Annotated in this window: 26 protein-coding genes; 8 read left to right on the top strand and 18 right to left on the bottom strand. The window is 62.7% G+C overall.

Annotated elements, in window-relative coordinates; all coding sequences use genetic code 11:
- Positions 1-10: 10 nt before the first annotated feature.
- The 6 genes from NKH50_RS28365 to NKH50_RS28340 all read right to left on the bottom strand — a co-directional run bounded on the left by NKH50_RS28365 (position 11) and on the right by NKH50_RS28340 (position 4799).
- Positions 11-493: a (2Fe-2S)-binding protein gene (locus tag NKH50_RS28365; protein WP_352644876.1), complete on the bottom strand. Its 483-nt coding sequence runs from the start codon at positions 491-493 to the stop codon at positions 11-13.
- A gap of 50 nt (positions 494-543) precedes the next feature.
- The gene (locus tag NKH50_RS28360) at positions 544-1338 is read right to left on the bottom strand and encodes an FAD binding domain-containing protein (protein ID WP_352882477.1); all 795 of its coding nucleotides are present in this window, start codon (positions 1336-1338) and stop codon (positions 544-546) included.
- 31 nt (positions 1339-1369) lie between these two features.
- Positions 1370-1813 carry an SRPBCC family protein gene (locus NKH50_RS28355; protein WP_352752308.1) on the bottom strand — a complete coding sequence of 148 codons (444 nt, stop codon included), beginning with the start codon at positions 1811-1813 and terminating at the stop codon, positions 1370-1372.
- A 107-nt stretch (positions 1814-1920) separates the two neighbouring features.
- On the bottom strand, positions 1921-2748 hold the full coding sequence (locus tag NKH50_RS28350) for a helix-turn-helix domain-containing protein (RefSeq protein ID WP_352882475.1): 828 nt from the start codon (positions 2746-2748) through the stop codon (positions 1921-1923).
- Between the two features lie 277 nt (positions 2749-3025).
- Positions 3026-4024, bottom strand: a complete 999-nt coding sequence (locus NKH50_RS28345) for an ABC transporter permease (protein WP_352882473.1) — start codon at positions 4022-4024, stop codon at positions 3026-3028.
- Positions 4025-4058: 34 nt separating this feature from the next.
- The gene (locus tag NKH50_RS28340) at positions 4059-4799 is read right to left on the bottom strand and encodes an ATP-binding cassette domain-containing protein (RefSeq protein ID WP_023675804.1); all 741 of its coding nucleotides are present in this window, start codon (positions 4797-4799) and stop codon (positions 4059-4061) included.
- Positions 4800-5226: 427 nt separating this feature from the next.
- Here NKH50_RS28340 and NKH50_RS28335 point away from each other — a divergent pair, with 427 nt between their 5' ends.
- Entirely contained in the window at positions 5227-6216 is a 990-nt protein-coding gene (locus NKH50_RS28335; protein ID WP_352491047.1) for a sugar-binding protein, read from the top strand.
- Positions 6217-6364: 148 nt separating this feature from the next.
- The gene (locus NKH50_RS28330; protein ID WP_352709819.1) at positions 6365-7144 is read left to right on the top strand and encodes a FadR/GntR family transcriptional regulator; all 780 of its coding nucleotides are present in this window, start codon (positions 6365-6367) and stop codon (positions 7142-7144) included.
- Between the two features lie 1023 nt (positions 7145-8167).
- On the opposite strand, the gene NKH50_RS28325 is transcribed toward NKH50_RS28330, so the two are convergent.
- Entirely contained in the window at positions 8168-9106 is a 939-nt protein-coding gene (locus tag NKH50_RS28325; protein ID WP_352882469.1) for an NAD(P)-dependent oxidoreductase, read from the bottom strand.
- Between the two features lie 146 nt (positions 9107-9252).
- Here NKH50_RS28325 and NKH50_RS28320 point away from each other — a divergent pair, with 146 nt between their 5' ends.
- A complete protein-coding gene (locus NKH50_RS28320; protein WP_352882467.1) occupies positions 9253-10149 on the top strand; it encodes an NAD-dependent epimerase/dehydratase family protein in 897 nt (298 codons plus the stop codon).
- Between the two features lie 93 nt (positions 10150-10242).
- On the opposite strand, the gene NKH50_RS28315 is transcribed toward NKH50_RS28320, so the two are convergent.
- The 3 genes from NKH50_RS28315 to NKH50_RS28305 form a co-directional block, all read right to left on the bottom strand.
- Complete coding sequence (locus NKH50_RS28315; RefSeq protein WP_254819093.1) at positions 10243-10731, bottom strand: nucleoside deaminase; 489 nt, start codon at positions 10729-10731, stop codon at positions 10243-10245.
- Positions 10712-11092 (bottom strand): hypothetical protein, encoded by a 381-nt coding sequence (locus NKH50_RS28310; protein WP_352882465.1) that lies wholly within the window; start codon positions 11090-11092, stop codon positions 10712-10714. Before NKH50_RS28310 ends, NKH50_RS28315 begins: the two co-directional genes overlap by 20 nt.
- Positions 11093-11174: 82 nt before the next feature.
- Positions 11175-11411 (bottom strand): RNA-binding protein, encoded by a 237-nt coding sequence (locus NKH50_RS28305; protein ID WP_352882463.1) that lies wholly within the window; start codon positions 11409-11411, stop codon positions 11175-11177.
- Between the two features lie 228 nt (positions 11412-11639).
- Between NKH50_RS28305 and NKH50_RS28300 the strand changes: the two genes are divergently transcribed.
- On the top strand, positions 11640-11810 hold the full coding sequence (locus NKH50_RS28300; RefSeq protein WP_352882462.1) for a hypothetical protein: 171 nt from the start codon (positions 11640-11642) through the stop codon (positions 11808-11810).
- Between the two features lie 357 nt (positions 11811-12167).
- Here the strand turns inward: NKH50_RS28300 and NKH50_RS28295 are convergent, their stop codons facing one another.
- Together NKH50_RS28295 and NKH50_RS28290 are read right to left on the bottom strand one after the other, a co-directional pair.
- Positions 12168-13025, bottom strand: coding sequence for an EamA family transporter (locus NKH50_RS28295; protein WP_352882460.1), 858 nt, complete (start codon positions 13023-13025; stop codon positions 12168-12170).
- A complete protein-coding gene (locus NKH50_RS28290; RefSeq protein WP_352882459.1) occupies positions 13022-13636 on the bottom strand; it encodes a nitroreductase family protein in 615 nt (204 codons plus the stop codon). The genes NKH50_RS28295 and NKH50_RS28290 overlap by 4 nt, the downstream gene beginning before the upstream one ends.
- 110 nt (positions 13637-13746) lie before the next feature.
- Between NKH50_RS28290 and NKH50_RS28285 the strand changes: the two genes are divergently transcribed.
- The gene (locus tag NKH50_RS28285) at positions 13747-14748 is read left to right on the top strand and encodes a LysR family transcriptional regulator (protein WP_352882457.1); all 1002 of its coding nucleotides are present in this window, start codon (positions 13747-13749) and stop codon (positions 14746-14748) included.
- 30 nt (positions 14749-14778) lie between these two features.
- Positions 14779-15552: a FadR/GntR family transcriptional regulator gene (locus tag NKH50_RS28280; RefSeq protein WP_254819087.1), complete on the top strand. Its 774-nt coding sequence runs from the start codon at positions 14779-14781 to the stop codon at positions 15550-15552.
- 26 nt (positions 15553-15578) lie between these two features.
- Here the strand turns inward: NKH50_RS28280 and NKH50_RS28275 are convergent, their stop codons facing one another.
- From NKH50_RS28275 to NKH50_RS28255, 5 genes are all read right to left on the bottom strand, one after another.
- Positions 15579-16685 (bottom strand): Gfo/Idh/MocA family protein, encoded by a 1107-nt coding sequence (locus NKH50_RS28275; protein WP_352882454.1) that lies wholly within the window; start codon positions 16683-16685, stop codon positions 15579-15581.
- A gap of 33 nt (positions 16686-16718) precedes the next feature.
- Complete coding sequence (locus tag NKH50_RS28270; protein ID WP_352645042.1) at positions 16719-17531, bottom strand: ATP-binding cassette domain-containing protein; 813 nt, start codon at positions 17529-17531, stop codon at positions 16719-16721.
- 14 nt (positions 17532-17545) lie between these two features.
- Complete coding sequence (locus NKH50_RS28265; RefSeq protein WP_352882490.1) at positions 17546-18661, bottom strand: ABC transporter permease; 1116 nt, start codon at positions 18659-18661, stop codon at positions 17546-17548.
- A gap of 204 nt (positions 18662-18865) precedes the next feature.
- Entirely contained in the window at positions 18866-19834 is a 969-nt protein-coding gene (locus NKH50_RS28260) for a rhizopine catabolism ABC transporter substrate-binding protein (protein WP_352882452.1), read from the bottom strand.
- A 67-nt stretch (positions 19835-19901) separates the two neighbouring features.
- Positions 19902-20876, bottom strand: coding sequence for a polysaccharide deacetylase family protein (locus NKH50_RS28255; RefSeq protein WP_352799417.1), 975 nt, complete (start codon positions 20874-20876; stop codon positions 19902-19904).
- 349 nt (positions 20877-21225) lie between these two features.
- Here NKH50_RS28255 and NKH50_RS28250 point away from each other — a divergent pair, with 349 nt between their 5' ends.
- Together NKH50_RS28250 and NKH50_RS28245 are read left to right on the top strand one after the other, a co-directional pair.
- Positions 21226-22470 carry a DegT/DnrJ/EryC1/StrS family aminotransferase gene (locus NKH50_RS28250; protein ID WP_352799418.1) on the top strand — a complete coding sequence of 415 codons (1245 nt, stop codon included), beginning with the start codon at positions 21226-21228 and terminating at the stop codon, positions 22468-22470.
- Between the two features lie 169 nt (positions 22471-22639).
- Positions 22640-23083, top strand: a complete 444-nt coding sequence (locus NKH50_RS28245; RefSeq protein ID WP_352882450.1) for an SRPBCC family protein — start codon at positions 22640-22642, stop codon at positions 23081-23083.
- A 31-nt stretch (positions 23084-23114) separates the two neighbouring features.
- Here the strand turns inward: NKH50_RS28245 and NKH50_RS28240 are convergent, their stop codons facing one another.
- Positions 23115-23480, bottom strand: a complete 366-nt coding sequence (locus NKH50_RS28240; RefSeq protein WP_352882447.1) for a GFA family protein — start codon at positions 23478-23480, stop codon at positions 23115-23117.
- Positions 23481-23496 lie beyond the last annotated feature (16 nt).

The raw sequence follows: 23496 nt of genomic DNA, 5'->3' as shown, positions 1-23496 counted from the left end.
CTTAACCCCCTCAAGCCGCGTTCTGCGAATTGGACTGCGCGGCGGTCAGCACCGCCTGGATGATCGGCTCGTAGCCGGTACAGCGGCAGATATTGCCCGACAGCGCCTCGACCACATCCTCGCGGCTGGGGTTCGGCGTGTGATCGAGCAGCACCTTGGCTGCCATGATCATGCCCGGTGTGCAGAAACCGCATTGCGTGGCGAAAGCATCGAGGAAAGCGCGTTGCAGCGGATGCAGCACGCCGCCTTCCGAAAGCCCTGATGTTGTGGTGATAGTCGCACCATTGCAGGCCTCTGCCAGCGTCAGGCAGGAGAGCCTGAGTTCGCCATCGATGATGACCGAGCACGCACCGCAGGTGCCCTGATGGCAGCCGCCCTTCGGCGAGGTGTCGCCGATCTTGTCGCGAAGCGCGTGAAGCAGCGTCGTGCCGCTGTCGATGAACTCGGCTTTCTCCGCACCATTGAGCGTGAACTGAACCGGGACCTTTGCCATCTTTTTTACTCCTTGCGCCGCAGCCAGACGGACATGCGCGCCATGGGCTTTCAGGCGAGCAGCAGCCGGGCGAGATGGACCGGCAGGACTTCGTTGCGATACCAGGCACTGGCGATTGGATCGGTTGGGGGCGAAGTGCCGTCGCGGGCAACAGCCAGTGCCGGTGCAATGCCGTCTGCGGTGAGTTTGCGGCCAATCAAGGCTTTCTCCGCCGCCCTGGCACGGATCGGCCGGTCGGCCATGCAGCCGAACGCGATCCGCGCTGACGACACGGTTCCGTCCGGCGCCTGTTCCAGCACGGTGGCGATGCTCAGCACCGAGACGCCCTTTGGCTTGACCCTCGACACTTTCAGGAAGCGAAAGCCGCCTTCCTTCGGAAGCTTGAAGCCGACCGCGGTGACGATGGCGTCATTGCTCTCGCGCCTTGCGAGGAATGTCTCAATCGGCAGCTCGCTGTCACCGGTGCTGACGGTTGCGTCCAGAGCCAGCAGCGCAACGGTGAAATCACCGTAAGGTGTCGGCGCGAAGAGATTGCCGCCGACGCTCGCCATGTTGCGGATCGCCGGTCCGCCGACACCGCGCGCGGCGTGGGCCAGGGGGGCGAGATCCGGATGGCGGGCGATCGCCGCCATGGTCACCGAAGCGCCAATGCGGACCTCGCCGCCGGAAATGCGGATGACCGACAGCGCCGGCTCGGTCGACCTGACGAAACCGGAGATCGACACATCGCCTTCATTGGCGGCGCGAACGACCAGCGTGCCGCCGCCGAGATAGCGGGCGCCGGCGGCTTTCAGCGCCGCGCCGGCGTCCTTCACCGTCGGGAAGGTCTGCAGTGCAAGCGTCATGGAACGCTCCTGTTTGTCAGCTCAGTCCAGTTCAACCTTGGCCGGCAAAATGGGCCTTCAGAGCGTTGAAGCCGCCCTGGAAGACGTTTGCGCCCATGCCTTCGGCCAGCTTGTCGGCTTCCTCCGGGGGCGCGTCGAAGCTGGCGGTCCATTCGGCATAGGTACGGTCGCCGTCGGTCACCCGTCGCAGCTGCAGCGTCGCCTTGTGGTTGGTGAGCGGCTGCGGCGTCTCCAGGATGGAGTAGCTGACGAGGAAATTTTCGTCGGAGAAATCGAGCAGCTTTTCGCGGAGGCGGGCGCCGCTGGCGAGCTGGAAATTGCGTACGCAGCCGATCGTGCCGGCATCCTTGCCGTCCTCGATATGACTTTCGACCATGCGCGGGTGCCAGGTCGGCAGGCCGTTGAAGTCGCGTATGCGCGCCCAGACCTTTTCGACCGGCGCGTCGATGACGCTGGAGATGGTGACTTTCGCCATTTGATCGTTCCCTCGCAAATCAGCTGCCTGGGAGGGTAGGGCGGCGGACTTGGCGGCGCTTATCAATGCGTCTTGAACGCCTATCAAATAGTCTGAAAAACGGGCGCTCAGCCGATCGCCCGTGCCGCCTCGCGGTAAAGCGTCGGCGGGACGCCGACATGGTCGCGGAAGAAGCGCGAGAAATTGCCCTGAGTGGTGAAGCCGAGATTGCAGGCGACCGAGATCAGCGGCTCCTGCGACCATTGCAATTGCCGCACCGCTTCCTCCATGCGCAGCGTGTTCCAATAGACGTTGGGCGTCAGATTGGTCTGTTCCTTGAACAGTGCAAAGAAATGCGGCCGCGACAGGCCGACGCTGCGCGCCACGTCGTCGAAGCAGATGCGCTCGCAGACATTGGCTTTCATCAGCTGGATCGCCTTGCGGACGCGGAAGTCCTGCATGGTGTTGACCCGGGCACGCACGGTCTGCGGTGCGGATGCGTCGGCGGCATCGAGCACGCTGTCGATGAAGCGCTCGATCTCGTAATTGGCGATGTCGTCGATGCTCTCATTGTCGCTGAGATGGTCGAGGAGGTTAGCCGCTGCCTTGTGCAGCCAAGGCTCGAGCGTGATTGCCGGCGCGGAGAACAGCGGCGCGGCGGAAGGCAGCTCGCGGCGTTTCCGTGCCCAGTCCGGATCGATGTAAAAGGCGAGGAACAGGCCAGGCGTGCCGTCGCGGGACAGAGCGTGGCTGTGCGGCTGGAAGGAATTGATGCCGGCGGCGGTGCCCGGTCCAAGCCGCACCGTCTCGCGGCCGATGGTCATCTCGCCGGCGGTGCCTTCCAGCCAGATGATGATATGCGCCTCGACATGGGCATGGGTGACGAAGTCGCTGGCGACGTTCAAGACAGAAACATGTCCGAACCGGCCCCAGTAGAGCCTGATCGCTTCCGTCATGGGTATATCCTCCCGCAGGCGACTGGCCTCCCTTCGCCTGCTGCGGGCGATTGTGCGGCTCAGTTTGGGCTTGCGTCAAGACGCATGTGCACGTCCGGGCGCCGGCCATGCGCCGCACCGGCGGATTTTCAGACTCGGCGATAGGAGGACGGCGAGCGTTTCCAGGCCGCTATGGCAAGACCGATGCCGTCGGCCGGCGACCAGCGCCAGCGAGGCCTCGGGGCCGGCAATTCGACTAGCGAACGATCTGCTTCGGCGTCGAGATCCGGCCGAATATTCAGTCGTTGCGCCTGAAATTGCGGATGCGGTCGAACAGCACGGCGAGCAGGATGGCGCCGCCGATGAACACGCCTTGCCAGAAGGCATTGATGCCGAGCAGGCCGAGGCTGTTGCGGATGACCTCGATGAGCGCCGCGCCGACGACCGCGCCGAAAGCGGTGCCCATGCCGCCGGCCAGGTTGGCGCCGCCGATGACGGTGGCGGCGATCACCTGAAGCTCCATGCCGTTGCCGAGATTGGTGGTGACCGCGCCCAGCCAGCCGGTCTGGATGACGCCGGCAAGGCCAGCCGCCAATGCCGAGATCATGTAGACGACAACCTTGATCTGGCGCACCGGAACGCCGGTCAGCGTCGCCGCATGCTCGTTGCCGCCGATGGCGAAGATGTGCCGGCCGAATTTCGTCCAGCGCAGCACAAAGCCGGTGATCAACGCGAGCACGATCATGTAGAGCACCGGATTGGCGATGCCGAACACCCATGCGCCGCCGCCCAGCGCCAGCAGCTTGTCGTGGTCCGGCCCAAACTGAAAGACGACGGTGTTGTTGGAGGCGACCATGGCAAGGCTGCGCGCAATCGACAGCATGCCGAGCGTCACCACGAAGGGCGGAAAGCCGAGATAGGCGATCAGAACCCCGTTGAAGGCGCCGATGATCAGCGCTGTCGCGATCGCAGCGCCAATGCCGATCTCGATGCCGTAGCCGGCATGCATGGTCACGGCCAGCACCATCGAGCAAAGGCAAAGCACCGAGCCGACCGACAGGTCGATACCGCCCGTGATGATGACGAAGGTCATGCCGAGCGCGACGATGGCGACGAAGGTGACGTTGCGGGTGATGTTGTAGAGGTTCTTGGTTGTGGCGAAGGAATCCGTTGCCACCGACAGGAACAGGCAGGCGAGGATGACCGCGATCACCACCCAGAAGGTCTGGCTGGCAAACACCTTGCTCAGCAAGGTGTGCTGCTTGTGCGCGATCGTCTGATCAAGGGTGACTGCCATTATCGACCTTTTTTACTCATGGTTGAGGCGTCAATCATACCTGTTCGATGGCGCCGGTGATGAGTCCGGTGACTTCTTCCGGCGAACTCGATGCGATCGTCTTGTCGGCGACCTTGCGGCCGCGCCGCATGACGATGACGCGGTCGGCGACGTCAAAGACGTCGGGCATGCGGTGGCTGATCAGCACGACGGCGATGCCCTGGTCGCGCAAATGGCGGATCAGGTTCAACACCTCGGCGACCTGGCGCACCGAGATCGCCGCCGTCGGCTCGTCCATCAGCACGATCTTGGCCTGCGAAAGCATGGTACGGGCGATCGCCACCGCCTGCCGCTGGCCGCCCGACATTTGTTTGACCAGGTCGCGCGGGCGCGTTTCGGATTTCAGCTCGGCGAAGATCTGGCCGGCACGCTTGTACATCGCGGCATAATCGAGGATGCGAAGCGGCCCGAGGCCGCGGCGCAATTCGCGGCCGAGATAGACGTTGGCGGCGGCCGTCAGATTGTTGCACAGCGCCAGGTCCTGATGGACGATTTCGATGCCGTGCTGGCGCGCCTCGACCGGCTTGTGCAGGATCAACTCCTTGCCGTCCATCTGCATCGTGCCATGGCTCGGTGGGAAATTGCCGGCGATCATCTTGACCAGCGTCGACTTGCCGGCGCCGTTGTCGCCCATCAGGCCGACAACCTGTCCGGCCTCGATCGACAACGAAACGTCGTTGACCGCCTGGATGGCGCCAAAATGCTTCGAGATGTTGGTGAGTTCGAGAACCGCCACCAGCCTTCTTGCCTCCCCGTGCTTTGCGGCCTGCGGTTCTGCCGCGGCCTTTCGCTCTCCCAAGTTCCTCCCGGAGGCAGCGATTTTGCCCATTTACGCATAAGCCACCTTGGCGTCAACCACGGCCTCTTTCGAAAAATCAGTTTTGTAGGACAAATAGCATTGACGTCGGTGACAAGGCGATATTAGCTAAGTGTCGGAGGAGCTTGCGCCGGTCTCCCGGGTTGCCGGAAGGAATCGGTGAGGGTTTGTCGGTCAGGGATTTGGCAACCAGCGATGTCTGTCGGTGCCGGTCTGAGACTGAAGATGAAAATGCTTATCGACCTGGCTTGGCGACACGAGTGCGACGTCCTCTGTCATCTTGCTCCGGGTCGGTCTGTGTGTGGCGGGCACGCGGTGTCCGTTTGTTTCAAAAGGGAGGACTGACATGAGGAAATCACTATTGCTCGCTGCCGCCGCCGTCATGGCGTTGGGTGCCGGGCCGGCCATGGCCAAGAAACAGCTCGTCATCGTGGTGAAGGGTCTCGACAATCCATTCTTCGAGGCCATCCATCAGGGTTGCGAGAAATGGAACAAGGAAAACGCCAGCTCGGAATATGAGTGCTTCTACACCGGACCGGCGTCGACCTCGGACGAGGCCGGTGAAGCCCAGATCGTCCAGGACATGTTGAGCAAGCCCGACACGGTGGCAATGGCGATTTCGCCATCGAACGCACCGCTGATCGCGCAGACGATCAAAAGCGCCAATCCGTCGATCCCGATCATGACCCTCGACGCCGACCTCAGCAAGGACGATGCGGCGCTGCGCAAGACCTATCTCGGCACCGACAACTACCTGATGGGTCACAAGATCGGCGAATACATCAAGAAGGCCAAGCCGAATGGCGGAAAGATCTGCACCATCGAAGGCAATCCGGCGGCCGACAACATCCTGCGCCGCGCGCAGGGTATGCGTGACGCGCTTTCGGGCAAGGAAGGCCTCGCGGCGCTCGCGGGCGAAGGCGGCTGGACGGAAGTTGCCGGCTGCCCGGTGTTCACCAATGACGACGGCGCCAAGGGCGTGCAGGCGATGACCGACATCCTCGCCGCCAATCCCGATCTCGACGCCTTCGGCATCATGGGCGGCTGGCCGCTGTTCGGCGCTCCGCAGCCCTACCGCGACCTGTTCAAGCCGATGGCCGACAAGATCGCCAGCAACGCCTTTGTCATCGGCGCCGCCGACACCATCGGCGACGAGGTGGCGATTGCTCGTGACGGGCTGGTGACCGCACTGGTTGGCCAGCGGCCGTTCGAGATGGGCTACAAGGCGCCCTCGGTGATGATCGACCTGGTCGACGGCAAGCCGGTCGCCGATCCGGTGTTCACCGGCCTCGACGAATGCACCAAGGACACCGTCGACACCTGCATCCAGAAGTAGGTTCGCAGTTTCGGGGCGCCCGTTCGGCGGGCGCCCCGTTACGCATCGTCCATACAAACGCACGAGGCGACGCTGCTTTGGAGCGTAGGCCGTTGCTTTGTCGTGTCCTGAGTTCAGGCTTTCGACAAGCAGCTGCCGGGGAATACGAATGCCGGACGCGACATCAAAAAAGCGACCCGCCAAGTTGAAGGCAGAGGCTGAGCGGCCGGCCGTCGTTCGGCGTGCCGACGCCGCACACTTTCCCGGCTCGAGCGTGCACGCGTCGCTGGCCAACGAAATCGGGCTGAGGATCGTGCGCGGCGATTATCCGCCGGGAACCATCCTGCCCAACGAAGCCAAATGGTCGGAGACCTTCGACGTCAGCCGCTCAGCGGTGCGCGAAGCGATCAAAATGCTGATGGCGAAGAGCCTTTTGGCATCACGCCCCAAGATCGGCAGCTGGGTCGAGCCGAAGGAGCGCTGGAACCTGCTCGATCGCGACGTGCTGGCCTGGTACGCGACCTCGCCGGACCGCGAGGTGTTCCTCAGAACCGTGCAGGAATTCCGCCACATCATCGAGCCGGAGGCCAGCGCCTTCGCCGCCATGCGGCGCACCGACGAGCAGATGGCCGAGATCAGCCAGGCCTGCCGCGAGATGGGCGAGGCGACGAACCTGCAGGAGCGCACCCGCGCCGACACGCGGTTTCACCTCGCCATCCTGCGGGCCTCGGGCAACGATCTGCTGGTGCCGCTCGGCGTGCTGATCGAATCGGCGCTCGATCACCTGTTTGTCTTCGTCACGCGCGAAACCAGCGACCAGCAGCATGCGCAGAGGCTGCACGAGGCGATCGAGAAAAACATCCGCCTGCAGCGGCCGGCTGCAGCCCGTGCCGCGGTGCACAGGCTTCTCGCCAACACCGACGATGTTATCCGCCGGTCGCGGCGGTGATCTATGCTCCAGGGCTAGCGTTGCTCAGAACGATTGCAAAACTCGCATTCCTTCGCGCCCCCCTCTGTCCTGCCGGACATCTCCCCCACGTGGGGGGAGATTGGATGCCACTTCGGGCTTTCGCCAATCGCCAACCTTAGCGCCAGGCAATGAGGGCGGCGACCTCGGGTGGGACAGGAATTCGGACTTTTTTGCCGTTGCAGACCATTTTGTTCTTGCTTTGTGCCGGCAGCTATGCTACTGATTTGGGTATGGTGCCAATTGGCTCCAACGACCCGCCTCCCGAGGCGGGTTTTTTGTTTCTGACGTCTTCCGATCGGAAGTTGTGCGTGTTGCGGTGCACAGACTTCTCGCGAATACAGATGACGTTATCGGCCGGTCTAGGCGCTAATTCGATCGTTTCTCGGCCAATAGCGTGTAACTCGGGTCAACCGGCGACGAGGTCGATCATTGCTGTCGGTAGCAAATCGCAAATTTAGGAGATTAGCCGAAATCCTCCCTTCGTCATCCCTGGGCGGAGCAAGGAGCGAAGCGACGCAGCGCAGACCCTGGGATCCATGCCGTTACCTTGCGGCAATGCTCCAGCGGACCAGAACAAACGCTGCCACCCCTGTCCTACGAAAAAGCTCGAAGCACTCTGGATTGGTCGTCTCGATCAATTCGGTCTCCCATTGGTGGAGCCAACGCTTCAGCAGCTTCTGGCTCGCGGTCATGGTGGAACGGCAACGAGCGCAATGGCGGATGCAAGCGCCGCTCTGAGCCGCTGCATTCATCGGCGGATGTCACGGCATGGATCCCAGGGTCTGCGCGACGTCGCTTCGCTCCTGCTCCGCCCTGGGATGACGAAGGTGTGGTGGCATGTGGCTAATCGCCAGCGTTGGAGATTGGCGGCTGTAGCTGGTCGGCAGCGAACGTCTACAGTTCCTTTCGGGCTCAATCGAAGAACCAAATGCTCTGTGCAAACGAACTAGCCTGCGGCAGTCGAATGTTGGTGTTTTGCGACAGACGTTAATCCCAACGTTCTCAGATCGTCTGCTTCTTGCCGTCCCAGGTCGGCATCAGGTCGACGCCGTTGACCTTGCCGATATGCGTGGCCAGCATCGGCACATACTGGTCGGCGGGGCCGGCCGCGAAGGCGCCGGCGAAGGCGTTCTTGGTGGCGTTGCCAAGCGGGTTGGCGATGCCGGCCGCACCCGCCATCGATTCGAGATAGGTGAGATCCTTGAAGGCGTTGGCGATGGTGAATTTGTGCGCGTCGCGGTCGCCTTCCAGCGTCCAGCGCATGAAGGTCTGGTAGAAGCCGCAATCCATGCGGCCGTTGCGAATGACGCTGTCGAAGCGCGGCGGCGAGATGCCGACCTTCTGCGCCAGCGCCAGCGCCTCGGAATAGATCGCGGCGTAGCCGAGCGAAATGAAATTGTTGAGCAGCTTCATGCGATGGCCGTCGCCGGTGTCGCCGATATGGACGATGCGCCCGGCCCAGGTTTCGAGCACCGGCCTCAGCCGGGCAAAGACCGCATCGGGCGCGCCGACCATGGCGTCGAGCGTGCCTTCCCAAGCCTCCTTCGGCGTGCGGCTGAGCGGGGCATCGACATAATCGACGCCTAGCCCCTTGAGTTCGGCGGCCAGCGCCACCGTCGAAACGGGATCAGAGGTCGAGCAGTCGACGACAACCGATCCCTGCTTCAGGCCTTCCTTGAGGCCACCTGGGCCGCGGATGATGGCTTCCACCTCGCGCGAGCCGGTGACGCAGATGAAGACGATATCGGAGGCCGCCGCGACGTCGCGCGAGGTCGTCGCCTCCCTGGCGCCGCGGCCGAGCAGGTCTTGCGCCGGCGCACGGTTCTTGCGGCCGAGAAACGTCAGCGGATAGCCCTTGTCGACGATGTTCTTTGCTATCCCGTGCCCCATCAGGCCAAGCCCGATGAAGCCAATCTTTTCGCTCGCGGCGGTCGTGTTCATGTCGTTTCGTCCTATTTTGCAATGATGGATGACGGCGCTGCAGCTTGCCGGCGAATTGTGGAAGCGGGTTTTTGCCGCATGCCATGGCAGGCGATTGCAGAGTTCGATATTGTCTGACAATACACATGAATTCCAGGGAGAGCAAAATGACGAAGCGGATTATGTTCACCGGCGGCAGCGGCAAAGCCGGGCGCCACGTCGTGCAGTATCTCGTCGAGCAGGGCTGCCAGGTACTCAACATCGACACCAAGCCGCTCGACAATCCCAAGGTGCGCACGCTGATCACCGACATCACCGACAGCGGGCAGGTGTTCAACGCGCTGTCGAGCTATATGGGCCTGCATGAATTCGACCCGTCGCTGCGCACGCAGCCGGTCGATGCCGTGGTGCATTTCGCGGCGATCCCGCGCATCATGATCACGCCCGACAACGAGGTGTTCCGCATCAACGCGCTCGGCACCTACAACGTCATCGAGGCCGCGGTGAAGCTCGGCATCCGCAAGGTGGTGATCGCCTCCAGCGAAACCACCTACGGCCTGGTCTTCGCCAACGAACCGCGCGATCCGACGTATTTCCCGCTCGACGAGGAGTACGACGTCGATCCGATGGACAGCTATGCGCTGTCCAAGGTCGTCAACGAGAAGACCGCGCGGGCGTTTGCACAACGCGATGGCAGCGACATCTACGCCCTGCGCATCGGCAACGTCATCGAGCCGCATGAATATTCGCTATTTCCGAAATGGTTCGCCGATCCGGGTTTCCGCAAGCGCATCGCCTGGAGCTATATCGACGCGCGCGACCTCGGCCAGATCACGCTGCGCGCCATCGAGAAGGACGGGCTCGGCTATCAGGTGTTCAACGCCGCCAATGACGACACCTCGTCCGACCTGCCGACGGCCGAACTTTTGAAGCGGTTTTATCCCGACGTGCCCGTCAAGGGCGATCTCAGCGAATACGAGACGCTGCTCTCCAACCGCAAGGCGCGCGACATGCTCGGCTTCCGGCCTGAGCACAGCTGGCGGAAATACGTCAAGACGGGCTGACGGGCGGATCTGACGCGGAGCCGGCACTGGGCCAGCCCCGATTTTTTCGTCATGAGGCTAGGCTCACGCGTTTGCCGCGCGCGGGCAATCGAGCTACTTGTCTTTCCAGAAATCGGCCTGGAGTTGCGCCGCTTCATCGGCAAGCAGCGGGCCGACGACTTCAGTCGGACGCTGCCCGGCTTCGAAGACGATCCTGCAGGGCAGGTCGAGCGTGGGATTCTCGACATGTGCACCCGTTACCCGCTTGAGGTCATGTTCGCTCTGCCCAAAGACGACCCGTCCGATGCCCGCCCAATAGATTGTCCCAGAGCACATCGCGCAAGGTTCGGCCGAGGTGTAGAGGGTGCAGGAAGCCAGCTTTTCGAGACTGACATTCATCGCCGCCCACGAGGCCAGCAGCCTTTCGGCGTGAGCGGTGCGGTCGCCCCCGCCGGCTTTGTAACCGTTGGGCTGCTCGCGCAACACATTGCCGTCCTTATCGGCGAGGAGCGAACCAAAGGGATGTTCGCCAGCATCGCGGGCTCGGCGCGCGACTTCGAACGCCTGACGGAGCAGACGCTCATCATAGGGCCGTTGTGGCATCGGCAGATCCTCCGCCGCTTGACCATAGTGCCGAACAATCCGCCGACACAAGTCGACGACTTAGGCGGTAGTGAGTCAGTTTTGAAATTTGGACATTTTTCAGAGTCTTGTGAACACGGATGAAGTGCACCAGCCAGTGAACAGCGCGACCATGTAAGCGCGGTTTTCGAACTTTCTTTGAGAACGCATTAGCCAGGCGCGTAAGGGGGCGCATCTGCATGCGCATGGTAAGGATCTGCCGTTCACCGAGCGACGTGCTGGCGGCCCTAATGATGAATTCCGTGGGATTGGGATTAGCTTTGTTGGCAGCCTTGAGGGGCCAGCGCCAGAGCCATTCCGTCTTGAACGGCGCGTTGGTCATGCTTGGGATTCCAACACGTTCTTTTCACTAGCGCCGCTCTCGACCGATGACCATATCGAGACACTTACGGAATTAGAGAAACTTATCTCTTAGCCGCCCAACGCTTCTCAGCAGCCTTCCTAGCGATCTCGGCGTGCCGCACCGGCGTCATGGTCTCGGCGCGCTTCTTTCCGCCCTTTGCGCCAAGTGCCTTTGCGGCAGGGTCTTTGCCGTCGTCCTGCACGTCGTCGGCTTCCTCGCCGGTAGCAATGCGCATGACGCGGACGGCGTTGCCGATAACGTCGGCGGGGCGCTTCTGGCCTTTAGGTCCGGTTGGCATTCAGCCTCGCCCCAAGCGTCCGCGCATCATTTATACCTTCAGTTTTAAGGGCATTGTAGTCGGACCCGTGGCGTTCGACCGAACGACCGTCAAAATGACGGCCACGGATTCGGTAGTGGCCAACCGATATCTCGTCAGCCACGAACGTCCAGCCCTCCAATCCATCTTGCGTGAAACTGAGCACTGTCGCTCTCCATGCTTTCGGGTAAGCATATAGGCGTTTCCGCCTTGGCCGACAAAACCGGGATAGGCGCTTTCGGATATTTCAAATTTCAAACTGAGACATCACCGACCGCTGGCGTCACTGGCGAGCTTTGGGAGATCAGTGAAATCGTCGCGCTGATCCAAGCCAAAGAGGCAGAGAAGCCTATGGTCCGCGGACAAATAGCAGGGGAGTGAGGACATTTGAAGTACGAGTGGGCGAACAATCCTCACTTGTTTATTCCAATAACGGTCTGTGTCGTTGTCTTGGCCCTGAGCTTCGCAGCCATGTTCGTCGCACTCCTAAGCATAATTCTGTGCACCGATTTCTATGGGTCAATTGATGAGCAGAACCTTCCATGGAGCAAACGACTGGGGAGGCGAGACGCAAGGCTTCGTACTAGATTTTGGTCAGCCCACTTCCTGATACCGCGCCGGGTGATTGCGTATGGTGCTGTTGTGTTTTTCTGCAGCTTCGGTGCGGTCCCGCTTATTTTAACCGTCTTCGGCCATCCGTCTTGATCGAATTTTCAAACTGACCCGCTCCCGCCAGGCTCAAGCCTCGTTCCGATTGGGCCGTTGACCCAGCCAGATGCTGCCGATGACGAAAACGACGCCGGCGATTTGAGGCAAGGTCAGTGTCTGGTCCAGGAATACCCATCCAAGCAGCACGGCGGTCACCGGGCTGAGGAAAAGCAGCGATGACACCACTGCGGATTCCAGTCGCGCAATGCCCCGGAACCAGAGGACATAGGTCAGCGCCGCACCGATCAGCCCGAGCCACGCCAGTCCAAACAGGTTGGCGCCGGTCGGGAGCGGGATGGAAGGCTCGAACAGCAGAGCCACTGGAACGAGCAGCAGACCGCCGGCGGTCAGTTGCCATGCCGTGAAGGTAAGCAGCGATACTGGCGGTTGCCATTTACGGGCCAATACGCTTCCGAAGGCCATGGAGGCCGCCCCGGCGAGGCCGGCGGCAACGCCGACCGCATCGAGCGCCGCATTCGGGGTCAGCACCAGCAATGCGACACCTGCGATCCCGACAAGGGCGGCGACGATCGCCAACCGACGGACAGGGCTGTCAAGCAGGGCAGCGGCAAGGAAAATCACGATCAACGGCTGGACCGACAGCACGGTCGCGGCGACCCCGCCCGGAAGCCGGTAGGCGGCGACAAACAACAGGCTCAGGAAGATCGAGATGTTGAGGGCCCCGAGGACGAAACTGCGCAGCCACCAGATGCCCGTCGGCAGTTGCCGAACGATCGCGAGCAGCAGCAATCCGGCGGGCAAGGCTCGCAGCATCGCAACCGTCATCGGCGAAAAGTTCGGCAGGAACTGCGTGGTGACGATGTAGGTGCTGCCCCATATCGCCGGCGCAATGGCTGTAAGCAACAGATCGGAACGGCGCGTTTTCATAAGATTTCCAGTACTTCGGCAAGAGGGCGGCGGGGCTTTTGCGGCCAGTTTCCGGGCGCGGCGCGGCCGACCGCGATGAGCATCACCGGCACTTCGTTGCGCCCAAGGCCAAACTCGCGCGCCACGCCTTCGGCATCGAAGCCGGCCATCGGACCGGAGACGAGCCCCAGCGCTTCGGCCGCGAAAATCAGCGTTGCGGCGCCAAGCGTTGCCGAGCGCACGGCTTCGTCGCGGGCCGCTAGAGGATCGGCATATTGGGCGCGGGCGCCCTCCCGCCAGCCCGAAGCCATATCCGCCGGCATGAAACCGGCTTCCACGAAAGGACGGAGCCTGGCATTGAGGGCAGCGTGGTCGGGCAGTACGCCGCAGATGACGAAGGTGACCGCTGCTTCCTGTACCTTGGCCTGGCCATGGGCCACGCTGCGCAACCGCGCCTTTGCTTCCGGCGTCCGCACGGCGATGAACCGCCAATTCTGAAGGTTGTAGGCGCTTGGCGCGCGCGTTGCGAGGCGTGCCAGTTCCTCGACCTCGGCATCCGTCAATGCATGCGAGGCATCGAACCGATTGGCAGACATGCGCCGCTCGATCAGGGAGATTGTGGGGTTGGTCATCATGTCATTCCGAAATTGAGCAAGCCGTTCGGATAGCAGATAGAGAATTTACCAACGAGCGATAATACGCGATAATTGAAAGACATTGTTTACTAGAAGAGAATGATGAGATGGATCGCCTGACTGCGTTGCAGGTTTTCCGCCATGTGGCGGAACTGAACAGCTTTGCCGAAGCCGGACGGCGGCTCGGTCTCTCTCCTCCCGCGGTCAGCAAGAACATCGCCGAATTGGAGGCGCATCTGGGGGTGCGGCTTATCAACCGGACAACGCGGCGCATGGCCCTGACCGAAGAAGGCAGAATCTATCTGGAGCATGTCACGCAGGGGCTCGATGCGCTTGCCAGGGCCGACCAGGTCCTCGGCCCGATCAAGACGGCGCCGAGCGGCACGTTGCGGGTCAGCGCGCCGATGACTGTCACGTTGACGCGGCTTTCGGCTGCCATCCCCGCGTTTCTATCGCGCTATCCCGATTTGAAACTCGATCTGCATCTTGACGACAGGCGCGTCGATATCGTGCGGGAGGGATTTGACCTGGCCATTCGCGGCAGCGACAATCTCGAGGATTCCAGCCTGGTCGCGAGAAAGCTTGCGGTCATGCCGCACGTGCTTTGCGCAGCTCCGTCCTATTTCGAGGAGCATGGCCGGCCCAAGACGCCTGCCGATTTGAAGGCGGCCAATTGCATCCGGTTCAGCCTCTCGGGGCATGCGGACATATGGGAATTCCGCAAGGACGGCCGCGTCGAGCGGGTCGCCATCGACAGACGATATACGGTCTCGTCAAGCCTTGCCGTGCGCGATGCGCTGCGCGCCGGCTTCGGCGTCAGCCTGATCCCTTATCCCTATGTCGAGAGCGACCTGAAAGCAGGCCGGCTGCAATCGGCTCTGGATGACTGGGAAAAGGTCGAAACCACGCTCTACGCGGTCTATCCGGCACGGCAGCATCTTGCCCCGAAAATCCGCGTCTTCCTTGATTTCCTGATCGAGGAATTCAATCGGAACAAAGAGAAGCCGTTTGTGCCGCTCCGGCGGGAGCGCTCGGCAAAGCGCGGTGTCGGGGAGGGGACTGAGGCGGAAAACCAAACTGAGATATTGCCGTCGATTTCATCTCCTTGACACGCCTCCAAATCCGGACTTTGTGGAGCCATGCAGGACGCGAAGCCGAACAAGGGAAAGACAGCGGCCGAGGCGTTCGCCGAACGCACGAGCGGTATTCGCCGGGCCGATGCGGCGCGCATACCCGGGTCGAGCGTTCACGCGTCGCTGGCCAACGAAATCGGGCTGAGGATCGTGCGCGGCGACTATCCGCCGGGAACCATCCTGCCCAACGAAGCCAAATGGTCCGAGACCTTCGACGTCAGCCGCTCGGCGGTGCGCGAAGCCATCAAAATGCTGATGGCCAAGAGCCTGCTGTCGTCACGTCCCAAAATCGGCAGCTGGGTCGAGCCGAAAGAGCGTTGGAACCTGCTCGATCGCGATGTGCTGGCCTGGTACGCGACCTCGCCGGATCGTGAGGTGTTCCTCAGGACCGTGCAGGAATTCCGCCACATCATCGAGCCGGAGGCCAGCGCCTTTGCCGCGATGCGGCGCACCGACGAGCAGATGGCCGAGATCAGCCAGGCCTGCCGCGAGATGGGCGAGGCGACCAATCTGCAGGAGCGAACGCGCGCCGACACGCGGTTCCACCTCGCCATCCTGCGCGCCTCGGGCAACGATCTGCTGGTGCCGCTCGGCGTGCTGATCGAATCGGCCTTCGATCATCTGTTCGCTTTTACGACGCGGGAACTCGACGATTTGCAGCATGCGCAGAGGCTGCACGAGGCAATCGAGAAGAGCATCCGCCTGCAGCGGCCGGACGCGGCGCGCAATGCGGTGCGCAAGCTGCTTGCCAATACCGACAGCGTCATCAAGTCCAGGTAGCGGCCGTTCGGCTACAGGTTGAGCGCTCAGTCGAAGGGTGCGGTCGCCAGATGCTGCCATGTCAGGCCGAGCAGCAGCTCCTGGTCGCGGGCGGCGTGTTCGGGCGGGTTGACGACGGGGTCGCCATTGACGATGGCCGCCCGGAAGCCACGCATCTCCTCGACGAAGGCTTCTGCGTAGCCGGCGCGCAAATCACGCTTCGACAGTATGTGACCGTCCGAGGTCGTCACCGTCAGCCGGGTCGGATGATGGTTGAGCCAGGGCGAGGGGAATTCGAGCTCGAGGCTGGCATCGTCGAAGAACAGCGTGATCCGCTCCTTGTAGTCGGCAAGCTTGGGCACGGTGAGATGGGTCATGGTCCACAGCGCCTGCCCGTCCAGCAACTTGACGGCGCCCTGGCCGCCGTCGCCATTGGCAAAGATCTGCGCGCCGACGACCTCGCCGTCCGGCACGCCGAGCGCGTCGAGCAGGCCGTGGACGGCGTTGACGTCGTGAATCAAGGCCGAGCTGTAAGCGCCGATAAATCCACGGAAAGCGAGCTTCGTCACAGGGACACCGATGGCGTATTCGACCTGGCGCTTCTGCTTGGCGGCGACAGCAGCGATCAGGTCGTTGGGGATATCGGTGCCGCGCCTGTAGGGTTGGTGGGTGATGAACGGCCAGGCGTCGGGATCGTTCACTTCCACCGAGACCGCGCGCAGCGTGCTTGATGTTCCAGGCAGCGAAGCGAGCGCCAGCCGGTAGCTCGGATCGAAGCGCTTCATATAGCCGACCTGAACGATTTTCCTGGCGGCGTCGCGCGCGGCGATGATCTCGGCGATTTCCGCCAGCGAATAGCAGAGCGGCTTTTCGCAAAAGACATGCAGGCCAACCGCCAGCGCCGCCAGCACCTGTTCGTGATGTAGCGGGTCCGGCGAGCCGATCACCACCGCGTCGAGGCGTTGGTCGAAGAGCTGGTCGATCGTTTCGAAATTGGCAATGCCATGGATGTCGGTGAGGAACTGCCGCGAAATCCTGGAGGGATCGGCGACCCCGACGACCTCGAACAATTCACCAAGGCGCAGCAGATTGGGAATATGCTCGACCTGCGAGATCATGCCGGCGCCGACGACCCCGACGCGTATCCTGCTCATTGGATCCATTCCCCGCAATGTCCTGATGTCAGCTCAAGGCGCCGCAGGCGGCCGGTTGCCGATCTGGGCGAGCAGGCCGGCAATCTCCGCCTCGACCGCCTTCAGATCCTCGCCGCCCGACATGATCGAGATGACCTCGTCGCGCGAGATCTCCGACTTGGCGTAGGTGCCGCGATTGCGGCCGCGGTTGAGCAGGGTGAAGGTGTCGCCGACCGGATAGGCATGGTGGATGTTGTGGCTGATGAAGATGACGGCCAAGCCCCGCATGCGCGCTTCGATGATGAATTTCAGCACCATCGCCGCCTGGTGGACGCCGAGTGCGGAGGTCGGCTCGTCGAGGATCAGCACGCGCGCGCCAAAATGCACGGCGCGGGCGATCGCCACCGACTGGCGCTCGCCGCCCGACAGCGTGCCGACGGCTTGCGTCGGATCGCGCACGTCGATGCCGATATCGGCCATCGCCTGCCTGGCGATGGCGTTGGCGCGCTCCTTGTCGATGCGCGAGAAGGGCAGGCTGCTTTTGGTCGGCTCGCGGCCGAGGAAGAAGTTACGGGTGATCGACATCAGCGAGATCATGCCGAGGTCCTGGAACACCGTTGCCACGCCGAGTTCCTGCGCGTCACGCGGGCTGCGGAAGGTGACCGGCTTGCCGTCGACCAGGATTTCGCCCTTGCTCGGCCGGTAGACGCCCGACAGAACCTTGATCAGCGTCGACTTGCCGGCGCCGTTGTCGCCGAGCAGGCAGTGGACCTCGCCCGGATAGACCTTGATGTCGATGTCCTGGAGGGCGCGCACCGAACCGAAATTGACGCTGACGCCGCGCAGTTCCATTGCTGGCGCGGTCATTTGGGCCGGCTCGGTCATTTGCCACCTCCGCGGCCGAGCGCCTTCAGCCTGATGTAGTTGTTGACCAGCACAGCCATCAGGATGACGATGCCGAGGAAGACCTTGAACCAGTCAGTGTCGATGCCGGTGTAGAAGATGCCCATCTGCACCAGCCCGAAGATCAGCGCGCCGAACAGCACGCCATAGACGGTGCCGTAGCCGCCGGTGAGCAGCACGCCGCCGATGACGGCGGCGATGATCGCCTCGAATTCCTTGAGCAGGCCGCGCGTGGTGTCGGCGGAGCCCGCCTCCATCACCTGGATGGCGGCAAGCAGCGTCGCCGCGCAGGCGGTGTAGATGAACAGGCTGATCTTGACGCGATCGACCGGCACGCCAACGTTGCGGGCTGCGATCAGGTCGCCGCCAGTGGCGAAGATCCAGTTGCCGTATTTCGTCTGGGTCAGCACGTAGCCGGCCAGCGCCGTCAGGCCGAGCCACCAGACGATCGACATCGGAATGCCGGCGACGAACGGGATGCCGTCGCTGCGGGTGGCGATCCAGCCTTGCGCGCCCATCCAGTGGAACAGGCCGGTGAGCAGATGGCCGTTGAAAATGCCGGCCGTCGCCGGATCCGGTGCGCCCTCGAGTATGTAGGGGATCTGGGTGCGGCCGGTGACGGCGCGGGTGATGCCGATCGACAGTCCGCGCAGGATATAGAGCGTGGCCAGCGTGACGATGAAGGAGGGCAGGCGCGTCTTCACCACGATCAGGCCATTGAGATAGCCGGTGAGGATGGCAACGGCGAAGGCGCAGGCGATGCCGCCCCATAGCGGCAGTCCCCAGTACTTCACCGTCAGCCCGATGACAACACCGGCGAAGCCGACCATGGAGCCGACCGAAAGATCGAACTCGCCGGCGATGATGAGGAGTGCTGCCGCGGTGGCGACGATGCCGAGCTCCGCCGACAGCGTCAGGAAGGTCATTGACCCCTGCAGCGAATAGAGGTTCGCCGCGCCCGGCAGCAGCGCAAAGATGATGATCGTCGCAAGCAGCCCACCGGCGGCACCGGCTTCCGGCCGGCGCAGCCACTGGGTCAGCTTGTCGGTGCTGGCCAACCGTTCGTCGGCGCCGGCGGCCCGCTTCGACGTCATGCCGAAGCGGTCGGTCGCCTTCAGTTCACCCGGAGATATCGCCTTGTCTTCCACGACTGCCATTAGGCTCTCCAATCGCTCAAATCGCAATCTTCGAACGAACGGGAGAGCGCTTGGCGCATTCTCCCGTTCCGTCGGAGCGCTCGCCTAAATTTTGATGCATGTCATTACCGCAAAACCGCTGCACACTTTTGCGCGACTGCTTTAGCGGATGCCCTCTTTGGCGAGCGCCAGGATCGCCTTGGCTTTTTCCGGCGAGTCGATGAACAGCGGTCCGGTATAGGCGTTGTTCTGCGGCCAGAAGCCGTGCGTCGCCTGCTCGACCAGATAGATCACCGGCAGATAGCCCATCAGATATTGCTGGGCGTCCATGCCGAAGCCCATTTCGCCAGCGACGACAGAGTCGAGAACCTCCGGGCTGATGTCGAAGGTATAGAGCTTGAGCTTGCCGAACAGTTCCTTGTCGCGGAACATCGGGATCAGCGGATTGGCGGCAGTGGCGCCAAGCGCGAAGACGGCCTGCGTGTCGGGATGTGCCGACAGATAGGCTTCCGTGCGGCGCTGAATGTCTGCGGGATCGGGCGCTACGGCCAGAACCTCGGTGCCGCCGCCGGATGGCTTCAGCCCGTCATTGAGGCCCTGGCAGCGCTGGTCGAGGCTGACATTGCCGACTTCGTGATTGATGCAAACGACCTTCAGCGTGCCTTCCTTGGCCAGCCGCTCGCCGGCCTTCTTGCCGGAATCATATTCGGAAACGGTGCCGACATAGAGCGTCGTGCCGAGCTCGGCGCCTTCCTTTTCGCCGGAATCCAGAACCACCATGGGAATATTGGCGGCAAGCCCGGATTTGACCGATTTGCCGAGTGCATTGGCGTCGGCGATGGAGACGGCGATGCCGTCCGGCTTGGTGGCAATGGCGGCGTCCAGAAGCCGGGCCTGCTCGACCACGTCGAAGACCTGCGGCGCGTAGTATTCGACCTTGGCGCCGGTGAGGGCGGCCGCGTCATCGACGCCGCGCTTGACCACCGACCAATAGGGATCGGACGCCGACCCGTGCACCACGAAGGTGATGCGGACGTCCTTCGGATCCTTGAGGCCCGCGGCATACGCAATGCCTGTCATCAGGCCCGCCGAGAGGAAGGCGCCCAATGCCGCTTTCAGAAGAGTTTTCATCTTATTCTCCCATTTATCGTTGCAGTTCCAATCCCTCTGGCGCCGTTTTCCGGCCGCGACGATCGGCTCACGTCGCGGATCGGGTGGCCGCTTTGCGGGCCTTTGCCGACGCCAATCGCTGTTCGCCCGCATTGCTGCCGCGGGCCGTTGTCGATGATCGCCCGGCCGAGAGCGTGGCGCGAAGCTCCTCGCGCAGCGGCTTCATGCCGATGACGTCGATCGGCTGGGCGGCGAGCCAGTCGCGAAAGCCCTGGTCGCGGAACAGCTCGTACTCTTCGGTGCGGATATAGGCGGAGCGCGGCTCGATCAGCTCGAGTTCACCGGGCGCGTTGCAATGCAGGCAAAAGAACGTCAGGCCCTCGCGCACGCCCTCGATGAGCGCTTTGTAAGCGGGCTCGATCGGCCTGGAACGCGGCCGGCCCCAGGTTGTCTGGATCGCGGCGTCGAAAATGGCAAAGCCGCCGGCGCGGGCCAGCGCCACGCCGCGCTGGAACGCCTCCTCGGTAACGCCGACCAGATTGTCGTTGGGGGAATAGGCGGAGAGCGTCTTGGTCAGCAGCACGGGCAGCTGATATTCCAGCCCGAGCTTGATGTAGATTTCGCAAAATTCCGGCGACAATGCCGCGCCCATATGCGCGTCGAGATGGGTAACGTCGATGCCGGCGCGATAGGCGGTGTCGATCTGGGCGCGAAGCTCGGCCTCGACCGCCTGCGGCACCGCCTTGCGGCGCGTGGTCGCCACATCGGGCCAGAAGAAGCCGAACTCGTCGGTCAGGCCGGCCGCCCGCGACGGCGCGGTCAAGGGCCGCCATTTGTAATGCTGCTTCTCGCTGTTCAGCGTCAGGTGGACGCCAAGGTCAAGGCTGGGGTTGGCGGCGGCGCCTTCGGCCATTTCGAGGAACCAGGGGCATGGCACCATCACCGCGCCGGAACTGCAGACACCCAGCCCGCTCAATTCGAGAAAGGCGCTGTTGGCGCCGTGGCACATGCCGACATCGTCCTCGTGGAGCACGATCCGTTTGCTGGAGCCGGCGGCGTTCACGAATGGCCGCCTTCCCGCCGGCATACCGGTTTCGAGGGTCTTCCAAAGTGTGTCCCGTATTTCATGGAACCAACCGTTTGCCCAACTGGCCGGAATGGAACGCCGAAACCCGGCTTTCCGACAGGGCCACTTTGGCGAATTCGGATGGATACGATTTGCCTGCCGGCTGAGACACTTAGCTGCCGATTTCCCCAATCAGGGTTCAAAACCACTCATAGGAACCGTCTTTCCGGGCGCAGATGGCTTGGTCGAATAGCGGCGGAGTGGTTCTTTCAAACTGTGCCGACAAGCCTACAGCTGTCCACACCATCGAGCGACCCCACATTACCAAGTAACTTGGAGGCCTGTCATGTACACCGCCGGCGAAGAGGAAATCGAAGCCATTGCCAGGGTGATCCGCTCTGGCGCGCTGTTTCGTTACGGCAAGGACAGCGAATGCGACCGCTTCGAGGCCCGCTATGCGCAGCATCTTGGCGTCGAGCATTTCGCGCTGGCCGCCAGCGGCACCTATGGGCTCGCCGCCGGCCTGATCGGCCTCGGCATCGGCCCGGGGGACGAAGTGCTGGTGCCGGCGCACACCTATATGGCGACCGCGACGGCGGTGCTTTCGGTCGGGGCCATTCCCGTCATCGTCGACATCGACGAGAGCCTGACCATCGATCCCATCGCCTTGCGGGACGCCATCGGGCCGCGCACCAGGGCGGTCATCCCGGTGCATATGTGGGGCGCGGCCTGCAACATGAATGCGATCATGGACATTGCTGCCAAGCGCGGTCTGCTGGTGCTGGAGGATGTCTGCCAAGGCATCGGCGGCGGCTATGAGGGCCGCAGGCTCGGCTCGATCGGCCATGCCGGCGCCTATTCCTTTAACTACTTCAAGAACATGACCTCGGGCGAGGGCGGCGGCATCGCCACCAGCGATCCGAAAGTGGCGGAGCGGGCGCGCTGCGCCATCGACCCTTGCCATTTCTACTGGCAGGGCAGAAGCGACAGCATCAAACCCTTCGCCGGCATCGGCGCGCGTGCTTCCGAACTGATGGGGGCGATGCTCAACGTCCAGCTCGACCGGCTGGACGGCATCATCGAGGCGATGCGGGCCGAGAAGAAGACGGTGCTGGCCGGTACCCGCCATCTTAGCAATCTTGGGCTGACGCCGTCGCCGATGAACAGCGCGGACGACGATTGCGCCGCACAGGTGATGTACCTGCTGCCGAGCGAGCAGGCGGCGCAGACTTTTTCGAGGACCATTCCGAGCGTCGTTGCCGGCAAGACCGGCCGTCACAATTTCACCCAGTGGGACCAGGTGCTGATGCATGAAGGGGCGCATCACCCCGCGCTCAATCCCTACGCGCTGCCCGAGAACCAGGGCCTGCGGCTGGATTATCCCGACGACCTCGGCAAGCGCTCGCTCGACATCCTCAACCGCACCGTGATGGTCGCCATGAACCCAGCGCACAGCGATAGCGACATTCAGGACATGATCCACAACATCGACGCGGCGGCGCGGGTGTCGCTGGAGAATGCTTCGCTCGATGATATCGAATTGCGCAAGGCGGCACCGGTTGATCTGCAGAAGTTCGACAGTGTGAACTAGACCAGATCCGGCGTGGTTTGCTACCCTGCGGTCGAGTTCCTTGTCCGGTGGCCGGGCGAGGTTTCCGGCCGGCATAACCGGTTGTCAAAAAATCCGCGGGCCCGTGTCGGATAGGCCGGGCTCCGCTCGTCCTAGGGGGCATCGATCACCAACACGGAGGATTAACGATATGCCCGGCACCGTACGGCTGCACCGCGTTCTGACAACAAGCCCGGAGAAGGTCTACCGCGCGTTCCTCGAAGCGGATGCACTTGCGAAATGGCTTCCGCCGAACGGCTTCACCTGCACGGTTCATCACTTCGAGGCAAAGGTCGGCGGTACGTTCAAAATGTCCTTCCGCAACTTCACCACCGGCGACAGCCACTCGTTCGGCGGCGAATATGTCAAGCTCGTGCCCAATGAGCAGCTGCGTTACACCGACCGGTTCGACGACCCCAACCTGGCCGGCGAGATCGAGGTGACCGTGACATTGAAGAAAGTGTCGGTCGGCACCGAAGTGAATGTCACGCAGGCAGGTATTCCAGACGCCATCCCGGTTGAGGCCTGCTATCTCGGCTGGCAGGAGTCGTTGCGAAATCTGGCGAAGCTCGTTGAACCCGAGATCAACCAGTAGGATAAAGCGCTGCCCTGGCGGGTTGGCGTCGCTAACCGGAAACCCAGGGATGGCGCCGTTCTTCCCACCCAGCATGCGCCGGAGCCGGAAAGGCGGGATCGGCGAAGCAGCCGACCGCGACGGCGATCCATTCAGGCTTTCGCTCGGGCTCCCAGAAGACGCTCGAGCCGCAGCCCGGGCAGAAATGGAAAGTGACGTGATGGCCGCTCCGAGCCGATCGCCTGTAGGTGCTGGCCTCGCCTTCGGCTTCTACCTTGTCGCGCGGAAAGAAGGCTGCGACGCCGTACGTGCTGCCGGTTCGCTTCTGGCAGTCGAGGCAGTGGCACTGTGCAACCAGTCGCGGGTCTCCCTCACAGGAGATCCTCAGTTGCCCGCAGGCACAGGATGCGGTTCTCATGGCAATCCTCATGGTT

Origin of the sequence: Mesorhizobium sp. M1027, from assembly GCF_040318745.1 — a bacterium.
Taxonomy (GTDB): domain Bacteria; phylum Pseudomonadota; class Alphaproteobacteria; order Rhizobiales; family Rhizobiaceae; genus Mesorhizobium.
This window is presented reverse-complemented; position numbering and strand designations above follow the sequence as displayed.